Source organism: Saccharopolyspora sp. NFXS83, from assembly GCF_026241095.1.
In the GTDB taxonomy this organism is placed as follows: domain Bacteria; phylum Actinomycetota; class Actinomycetes; order Mycobacteriales; family Pseudonocardiaceae; genus Saccharopolyspora_C.
On sequence record NZ_JAPFGB010000021.1, the window covers coordinates 90,844 to 97,962 of the forward strand.

Here is a 7,119-nt window from a genome sequence, read left to right on the forward strand (position 1 = left end):
TCGCACGTCGACGGTGCCCCTTCTCGGTTCGGTGTGAGCCGGTGGAGGAGCGACACGTGATCAGCAATCTCGGTGGGCAGTCCGGGCGGGACGATTCCCGGCCGGGCGATACCGGTTTCGATCGACCGGCTTTCGACCAGGAACGAGCGGCGGCGGCGGTCCGCGAACTGCTGCTCGCGGCAGGTGAGGACCCGGACCGGGAAGGTCTGCGGGACACGCCCGCCCGGGTGGCCCGCGCCTACCAGGAGTTGTTCGCCGGGCTCTACACCGACCCGGACGAGGTGCTCGACCGCACCTTCGACGAGGCGCACGAAGAGCTGGTGCTGGTCCGCGACATCCCGATGTACTCCCAGTGCGAGCACCACCTGCTGCCGTTCCACGGCGTGGCGCACATCGGCTACATCCCGAACGAGAAGGGCCGGGTCACCGGCCTGTCGAAGCTGGCGCGGCTGGTGGACCTCTACGCCAAGCGCCCGCAGGTCCAGGAGCGGCTGACTTCGCAGGTCGCCGATGCCCTGGCGCGGAAGCTGGAGCCGCGCGGCGTGATCGTCGTCGTCGACGCCGAGCACCTGTGCATGGGGATGCGCGGGGTTCGCAAGGCGGGTTCGACCACGACGACCTCCGCGGTGCGCGGTATCTTCCGCAGCTCCGCCTCCTCCCGGGCCGAGGCGCTGTCGTTGATCAGGGGGTCGTGATGAGCGTGCTGCTTCCCCGGCCCGGCCGCTGCGCGGTGATGGGCGTGCTGAACGTGACGCCCGATTCGTTCTCCGACGGTGGCCGCTACCTGGACCGCAAGGCCGCGGTGGCGCACGGCGTCGACATGTTCGAGGCGGGCGCGGACATCATCGACGTGGGCGGTGAGTCGACGCGGCCGGGTGCGGACCGGGTGCTGGCCGAGATCGAGATCGAGCGGGTGCTGCCGGTGGTGGCGGAACTGGTCGACTCCGGGGTGCCGGTCAGCGTGGACACCACGCGCGCCGAGGTCGCCGCGGCCACGGCCGGAGCGGGCGCCTCGGTGATCAACGACGTGTCCGGCGGGCTGGCCGACCCGGACATGGCGCGGGTCGCCGCGGACACCGGGCTGCCGTGGGTGCTGATGCACTGGCGCGGTCACAGCCGCGACATGAACTCCCTGGCCGAGTACGGCGACGTGGTCGCCGACGTGCGCTCGGAGCTGCTGGCCCAGGTCGACGTGGCGTTGCGGGCGGGCGTCCGGGAGGACGCGATCGTGCTCGATCCCGGCTTGGGCTTCGCGAAGACGGGGGAGCACGACTGGGCGCTGCTGAACCGGCTGGGCGAGTTCGTCGGACTGGGCTTCCCGGTGCTGGTGGGCGCCTCGCGGAAGCGGTTCCTCGGCAGGCTGCTGGCCGATGACGACGGCGTTCCGCGCGCCCCGGCCGGCCGGGAGACGGCGACGGCGGTGGTCTCGGCGCTGGCTGCGGACCGCGGCGCGTGGGCGGTGCGGGTGCACGACGTGCGCAGTTCGCTGGACGCGGTCGCGGTGACCGCGGCGTGGAACACCGGAGGAACCGTTGGCTGACCGGATCACGTTGACCGGGTTGCGGGTGCGCGGCAACCACGGGGTCTTCGAGCACGAGAAGCGCGACGGCCAGGAGTTCCTGGTCGACATCACGGTGTGGGTGGACCTCGCCGGTGCCGCCGCCGCCGACGACTTGGCGCAGACGCTGCACTACGGCGAGCTGGCGCAGCGCGCGGCGGACGTCGTGGGCGGGCCCTCGCGGGACCTGATCGAGACGGTGGCGGCGGAGATCGCCGACGACATCATGACCGATCAGCGCGCCCACGCCGCCGAGGTCACGATCCACAAGCCGTCCGCGCCGATCCCGCTGACGTTCGCGGACGTCGCGGTCACCATGCGCCGGTCCCGGCGCGCGGCGCGGAACGGCTGAGCGCGCCGATGAGCAGGGCGGTGCTGTCGCTGGGGTCGAACCTGGGCGACCGGCTGGCGCACTTGCGGTCCGCGGTGGACGGGTTCGGCGACGCGGTCGTGGCGGTCTCCCCGGTCTACGAGACGGCGCCGTGGGGCGTCACCGACCAGCCGGACTTCCTCAACGCGGTGCTCGTCGTGGCGTCCGCCGAGGTGGACGAGTGGGGCTGGTTGCGCCGTGGCCAGGAGCTGGAGCGAGCGGCGGAGCGGGTGCGGGAGCGCCGCTGGGGCCCGCGCACGCTCGACGTGGACGTGGTCACCGTGGACGGCGTGCGCAGCGAGGACGCGGAGCTGCTGCTGCCGCATCCCGGCACGCCCGCGCGGGCGACGGTGCTGATCCCGTGGTCGGTGGTGGAGCCGGACGCGGTGCTGCCGGGCCACGGCCCGGTCGGCGACCTGATCCGGGCTCTGCCCGCCGCGGAACTGGATGCCGTGCACCGGCGCGACGACCTGCACCTGGGGTGAGATGCCTCCTCCGCTCGGCCTGCGGGCGGAGGAGGCGGTGACCTCACGGGCGGCAGCCGCCGGAGGACCGGGCCGCTGAGGCGATCACCCTGATCCGCGCGTGCCGCGGATCAGGGCAGGGTGGACCGCACGGCGTCGGCGATCCAGTGCGTCTGCCGCTCGGTGGTGGGGTGCGGCGGCCACTCGTTGATGACCGCCAGCAGCTCCCAGTACCGGGACATCCGCTCGTCGTAGGGCGCGCCGAAGTGGTCCGCGAGCTCGGTGCGCGCGGCCGGGCCGTCGATCACGCCCTGCTGGCGGGCCCAGAGGCCGGAGCAGCGCTCGGCCAGGTCCCGCCCGCGCTCGGAGTCCGGGGCGTGCCCGGCTTCCCGCGCCTGCTGGATCTCGTCGAACAGCGCCCACCAGAGCGCGGCCTCGTCCTTCGTCTGCACCGGCATGGCGTGCTCATCGCCTCGCTGCGCGGACTGCTCCTCCCACAGCCGCCGGACGGCGGCGCGGAAGTCGGCGTCGCCGACGAGTTCGGCGAGTTCGATCCACGCCTCCACCTGTTCGGTGCTCGGGTCGTCCGGCAGCTCCGGTTTCGCGGACCGCATCCAGGCCGCGAACTCCTGGTTCACCTCCAGGCCGCCGATGGTCTCGTCCCAGAATTCGTCGATGATCCGGTTGCGCTCCGCGTCGGACATGGTCGCCAGCTTGTGCATGAGTTTCACCTCTTCGGTCGATCGGTTCAGGTGCACGACCGCCCGCAGCACCGCGCGGCGGGTTCGCAGCAGCCGCATCTGGTCCTCCAGCAGGTCCAGTTGCGCTTCGGCGAGCCGCCGCACCGTGGTCTCCTCGGCGAGGACTCGGCGCACTTCGTCGAGCCCGGCTCCGAGCTCGCGCAAGGTGCGCACCAGTTCCAGCCGCGCCATCGCCTTCACGTCGTAGAGCCGGTAGCCGGAGTGCGTGCGGTCGGTGGGCGGCACGACGCCGCTGTCGGAGTAGAACCGGATGGTCTTCACGCTCAGCCCGGTGCGCCGGGAGAGCTCTCCGATGGTGTAGCGCTGCGTGTCGTCCACGAGTGAGACCTTCGGCCTTCCAGTCGGGGGAGACTCAAGCCCTTTTCGCGCGCGGTTCGTCGGCCGGTGCCTTGCCGTCCGGTTCTCGCGAAGTGCGATGCTGGAATCGTGGCACCTCGGCAGCAGGATCGGATGACGTTCACGCAGGCGCGGCAGTTGGTCGTGGCAGCCTTGATCGCGGCGGCCTTGGCGTACGTCGGTGCCCGCTTGGCCTACGGCGCGCTGCCCCGGTTGCCCGCGCCCGCGGGCGCGACGCTGCTGCTGATCGCGGTGGTCGACGTGCTGCTGGCGCTGACCTTGCGCCCCCGCATCCAGCGCAAGCCCGGCACGGAACCGGTCGACGCCCTGCCCGCGGCCCGCGCGGTCGCGCTGGCGAAGGCGTCCTCGATGGCGGGCGCGATCATGTCCGGGGTGTGGATCGGGCTGCTCGGCCACCTGCTCCCGATCCAGGGCTCGGTCCAGGCCGCGCGGGAGGACATGACGGCGTCCCTGATCGGCCTGATCAGCGCAGCGGCCTTGATCGCCGCAGGCCTCTGGCTCGAACACTGCCTCCGCAACCCCGACGACCCGGAAGAGCCCTACGACGAGGACTGACCCCTTCGCCGCCCGCCCCCGCGAAGCGGACAACCACCCCCGACGAACCCGAACCAAGCTCTGCCTTGCGGCCGAAGACCGTGCCGTGCGGCGTAGCCGTGCGTTGGGCGGCGAAGCCACGCCTGCCTTGCGGCCGGAGGCCGTGCCTGTATGTGCGAAGCACATAGCCCACGTCGGGAAGGTGACCACCCGCGGGTTCTCAGTCGGTCTCTCGCGAGGACGGCTTTTTCCCTCGTGGCGGAGCCACTAGGGAAAAAGATCCCGCAGCGAGAAGACCGACTGAGGTTCCGCCACCCGACCCCCAAAGCAAAACGAGCCCAACCATCCTGCGGATCTCGATCCGGTAAAGGCCGGGTACCGTGGGGGCATGCCCGCCCCTGGCCGTTCCGCAGCCGCTGACCAGCGTCCGTCGGTGTTATGGGTCGGCGCCTTGGTCCTCGCCGCCGCCGCGACCGCGATCCTGGTGTTGAGCAACGATTCCCGCGTGCTCAAGCTGGGTCTGGTGGCCGCGTTGTGGGCCGCGTTGCTGGGCGCGTTCGGCGTCGCGAAGCTGCGGGGGAAGGCGTCCGAGGCGGCTGAGCGGGAGGCGGAGCGCCAGCGGGTCTACGAGATCGAACTGGAGCGGGAGATCGCCGCTCGCCGCGAGTTCGAGGCGACCGCCGAGGCGGAGGCGCGCCGCACGGCGGCGGCGGAGTCCGACGCCGAGATCCAGGCGTTGAAAGCGGAATTGCGGGCGCTGCGGGAGAACTTGGAGAAGATGCTCGGCGGGGACGTGCTGTTCGAGCGCGTCGCGCTGCGGGCGGAGTCCACTCGGGTGCGTTCTTTGCCGGAGCGTCCCGCGACGGGCGAGCAGCCGCGGTTCTCCTCCGGTGACACGGGCGCGCAGCCGCGGATCATCCAGCAGACCGATGGTCGTGGCAGGCAGTTGCCGGCCGGTTACCAGGGGCAGGTCGAGCATCCGGAGCCGCACGAGCAGCCGCCGCACCGGACTCCGGTGGAGCAGCCGTCGCGACCGTCGAAACCGCGCAAGTCCAGGCCGCAGCAGGGAAGGCCCGCTCCGCGGCAGGCGGCCGATGCGCGCAAGCAGCGCCCGGCGCAGTCCGGGACCCAGGGCGCGTGGCCGGAGTCCACTTCGGACAGGTTGCGCCCGGTCCAGCCCGAGCAGGCGGCGCCGGTGGCGCACCCTGCGCCTGCCGGATCTCCGCCGGAGCAACCCCGCCCCGAACAGCCCCAGGTCGCCCGGCCGCCGGCGAGCCCGGAGCCCGCCGCGCCGCAGCCCGCCCAGCAGGCCACCCCGGCTCAGCGGCCCGAACCCGAGGCGACCGACGATTCCGCCGAGCGCCGCACCCCGACTCGGCAGGTCGAGGCGGGCGCGCACACCGAGGGCACGTCGGTCGTCGACCTGCTCGCCGCCTACGGCGATTCCGGCGCGCCACCCGAGTCGAAGCGCCGCCGCCGACGCCGCGGCTGAGCCGCCAGGAGCGGTCGCCGGGTGATCCTGCCCCAGGCGGTGTGGGGGCGAAGTGTCGCGTTCTAGGGTTTCGGGCGTGTCCACACCTGATCTCCCCGGTTCTGTGCCCGACCTCTCCGGCGCGCGCAGGTTGCAGGCCCGCAAGCACTCCGCGGTCGGCTGGCCGGTGGCCGGGCTGCTGCTGCTCGGCGTCATCGGCTTGGTCATGGTGGGTGTCGCGACCTCCAGGGTGGGGGTGCTGCCCGCGCTGGTGGGCGCGCTGGCAGCGCTGATCCCGGTCGGCGTGGTGTTCGCCGCGATCGTGTGGATCGACCGCTGGGAACCGGAGCCGCCGATGCTGATGCTCGGCGCGTTCCTGTGGGGCGCGGGCGGGGCGACCGGCTGTTCGCTGCTGCTCAACGGCTCGGTGATCGGTTTGGGCGAGCTGCTGTTCGGAACCAGCGAGCACGTCTTCTTCGAGCGGGCCGTGATGGCGCCGCTGGTGGAGGAGGCCGCGAAGGCGCTGTTCGTGGTGTCGCTGTGGTTCTGGCGGCGTTCGGAGTTCAACGGCCTCGTCGACGGCATCGTCTACGCGGGCTTGACCGCGGCGGGTTTCGCGTTCACCGAGAACATCCTGTACTTCGGCAAGGCCTTCTCCGAAGGCGGCTGGGGCAGCGCCACCGGCGGTGTCGTCGCGGTGTTCATCCTGCGCGGGGTCCTGGCGCCGTTCTCGCACCCGCTGTTCACCTCGATGGTGGGCATCGGGATCGGGTTGGCTTCGCGCACGACGGACACCACGAAGCGCCTGCTGTGGCCTGCGGCCGGGTTCGTGCTGGCGGTGGTGCTGCACGCCGCGTGGAACGCGTCGACGCTGCTGGGCGGCACGGGCTTCCTCAACGTGTACTTCCTGATCATGCTGCCGATCTTCGCGGGCACCGGGTGGCTGGTGGTCTGGCAGCGCAAGCGCGAGCAGCGGATCGTCGCCGACCAGCTCCCGGTGCTGCAGCGCGCCGGGCTGATCCCGCGCAGCGAGGTGGAGATGCTGGCGTCGCTCGCCGGCCGCCAGGGCTGGTTGCGCAAGGTGCGCCAGAGCGCCGGGCCGGAACCGGCGAAGGCCGTGCGGGACTACCAGATCGCGGTGACGGAGCTGGCGTTCCTGCAGCACCGGGCCGCGGAGGGGCGCACGACGAGCGCGGTGCGGCGAGCCCGCCGGGAGCAGCTGATCGAGGAGCTGAAGGCGGCCCGCCGCTCGGCCGTGGGTTCGCAGGAGGCGTTCCAGACCGCGCGGGTGAAGATCCACGAGCTGACCCAGAGCGTCCGCCGCCCCGGTTCCCGCCCGCAGCGCCCCGTCCAGCCGCAGAGCGCTCAGCCCCAGGCCGAGCGCCCGCAACCCGGCGGTGCCCGCGCGGAGGCCTCCCGCCCCGACCTCGCCCCGCAGCCCGACCCACGACGCCAGGCCGCACCCAAGCAACCCGCGCCCAGGCAGTCCCCGCAGCAGCAGGCACGCCCCGCGTCCGGACACCGCCCTCCGCACCCGCAGCAGCCGACCCCCCAACAGGCGCCCCAGCAACCGAACCAGCCCACCCCGCGCCGCTCCCCGCAAC

Annotated in this window: 8 protein-coding genes; 7 read left to right on the top strand and 1 reads right to left on the bottom strand. The window is 72.6% G+C overall.

The window, feature by feature from the left end; translation table 11 throughout:
• Positions 1-59: 59 nt before the first annotated feature.
• Genes folE through folK form a run of 4 tightly spaced genes read left to right on the top strand, consistent with a single transcriptional unit; the run spans position 60 to position 2,413 of the window.
• Positions 60-695, top strand: coding sequence for a GTP cyclohydrolase I FolE (gene folE / locus OOZ19_RS21845; RefSeq protein ID WP_266092016.1), 636 nt, complete (start codon positions 60-62; stop codon positions 693-695).
• Positions 695-1,540, top strand: coding sequence for a dihydropteroate synthase (gene folP / locus OOZ19_RS21850; RefSeq protein WP_266092004.1), 846 nt, complete (start codon positions 695-697; stop codon positions 1,538-1,540). The genes folE and folP overlap by 1 nt, the downstream gene beginning before the upstream one ends.
• Positions 1,533-1,910 (top strand): dihydroneopterin aldolase, encoded by a 378-nt coding sequence (gene folB / locus OOZ19_RS21855; RefSeq protein ID WP_266092005.1) that lies wholly within the window; start codon positions 1,533-1,535, stop codon positions 1,908-1,910. The genes folP and folB overlap by 8 nt, the downstream gene beginning before the upstream one ends.
• A gap of 8 nt (positions 1,911-1,918) precedes the next feature.
• A complete protein-coding gene (folK, locus tag OOZ19_RS21860; RefSeq protein WP_266092006.1) occupies positions 1,919-2,413 on the top strand; it encodes a 2-amino-4-hydroxy-6-hydroxymethyldihydropteridine diphosphokinase in 495 nt (164 codons plus the stop codon).
• 110 nt (positions 2,414-2,523) lie between these two features.
• Here folK and OOZ19_RS21865 read toward each other — a convergent pair whose 3' ends face one another.
• Positions 2,524-3,471, bottom strand: a complete 948-nt coding sequence (locus OOZ19_RS21865; RefSeq protein ID WP_266092007.1) for a helix-turn-helix domain-containing protein — start codon at positions 3,469-3,471, stop codon at positions 2,524-2,526.
• Between the two features lie 132 nt (positions 3,472-3,603).
• Here OOZ19_RS21865 and OOZ19_RS21870 point away from each other — a divergent pair, with 132 nt between their 5' ends.
• From OOZ19_RS21870 to OOZ19_RS21880, 3 genes are all read left to right on the top strand, one after another.
• Positions 3,604-4,065, top strand: a complete 462-nt coding sequence (locus OOZ19_RS21870; RefSeq protein WP_266092008.1) for a DUF3180 domain-containing protein — start codon at positions 3,604-3,606, stop codon at positions 4,063-4,065.
• Between the two features lie 367 nt (positions 4,066-4,432).
• Entirely contained in the window at positions 4,433-5,536 is a 1,104-nt protein-coding gene (locus OOZ19_RS21875) for a DUF6779 domain-containing protein (RefSeq protein ID WP_266092009.1), read from the top strand.
• Between the two features lie 76 nt (positions 5,537-5,612).
• A partial coding sequence (locus tag OOZ19_RS21880; RefSeq protein ID WP_266092010.1) for a PrsW family glutamic-type intramembrane protease occupies positions 5,613-7,119 on the top strand: 1,507 nt, incomplete at its 3' end.

Coding starts and splice junctions, on each gene's coding strand:
- folP (WP_266092004.1), top strand. CDS start 695: ATGAGCGTGCTGCTTCCCCGGCCCGGCCGCTGCGCGGTGATGGGCGTG.
- folK (WP_266092006.1), top strand. CDS start 1,919: ATGAGCAGGGCGGTGCTGTCGCTGGGGTCGAACCTGGGCGACCGGCTG.
- OOZ19_RS21870 (WP_266092008.1), top strand. CDS start 3,604: ATGACGTTCACGCAGGCGCGGCAGTTGGTCGTGGCAGCCTTGATCGCG.
- OOZ19_RS21875 (WP_266092009.1), top strand. CDS start 4,433: ATGCCCGCCCCTGGCCGTTCCGCAGCCGCTGACCAGCGTCCGTCGGTG.